At 69.9% G+C, this 216-nt stretch carries 1 protein-coding gene; it reads left to right on the top strand.

Annotation, left to right across the window (positions count from 1 at the left end; translation table 11 throughout):
• Nucleotides 1-216, top strand: a 216-nt coding sequence (locus EXE45_RS19300) for a PAS domain-containing protein (protein ID WP_137695222.1), incomplete at both ends; no start/stop codon positions are given.

Below are 216 nucleotides of genomic sequence, written 5' to 3'. Positions count from 1 at the left end.
GATGCGCGAGGAGGGTCGCGACGCCGGCTCCATCGAGTACGAGTTCGAGCCGGTCGACGGCGAGCCGTTCCCGGCGGAGATGCGGTTCGGCCCGACCGAACTCGGCGACGACGGGGAACTCGGTCGGGTCGGCGTGATCCGGGACGTAAGCGAACGGAGGCGACGGGAGCGCGAGTTGGAGCGACGGAACGAGCGGCTCGACGAGTTCGCGAGCAT

The organism is Halorubrum sp. SP9, assembly GCF_005435015.1.
Lineage (GTDB): Archaea > Halobacteriota > Halobacteria > Halobacteriales > Haloferacaceae > Halorubrum > Halorubrum sodomense.
The sequence above is the reverse complement of the archived record's forward strand: the minus strand, read 5'-3'. Positions and strand labels throughout refer to the sequence as shown.